This window comes from Vibrio sp. 03_296, from assembly GCF_002265885.1.
In genome coordinates this window covers 1-333 of record NZ_NPKW01001289.1, presented here as the reverse complement: position 1 = coordinate 333, position 333 = coordinate 1, and the positions used below count along the sequence as shown (strand labels likewise).

General features: G+C 47.4%; 1 pseudogene. It reads right to left on the bottom strand.

What is annotated here, in order from left to right:
- Window positions 1–333 (bottom strand): annotated as a pseudogene (locus tag CIK04_RS31605) (reverse transcriptase domain-containing protein); the annotation flags it as partial.

The window sequence follows — 333 nt, the reverse complement described above, 5'->3', positions numbered from 1 at the left end:
ATCGTAGGTATTGGGTTAACTCGGTGATGATTACCGATAACTCTCGACCTCGATTTCGCTTTCGTTATTCTCCGCACTCGCTCTTCATTTGAGCTTGTGCCGATTTTGATATCAGGAGGGTTCCGTCTATCTTGAAGCTATGGCTTAGGTAGCCTCGCTCCGGCACTCTTGTTGCTGCACTTTTCTCACGATTTACCGTGAGCTTTAGCTTCTGTTCCAAGAACTCCGTTATCGACTCTTTGACTCGATGCGCGGCTTCCTCACTACGAACGTAGATTTGGCAGTCATCTGCATATCGACAGAACTTATGCCCTCTCCGCTCTAACTCTTTGT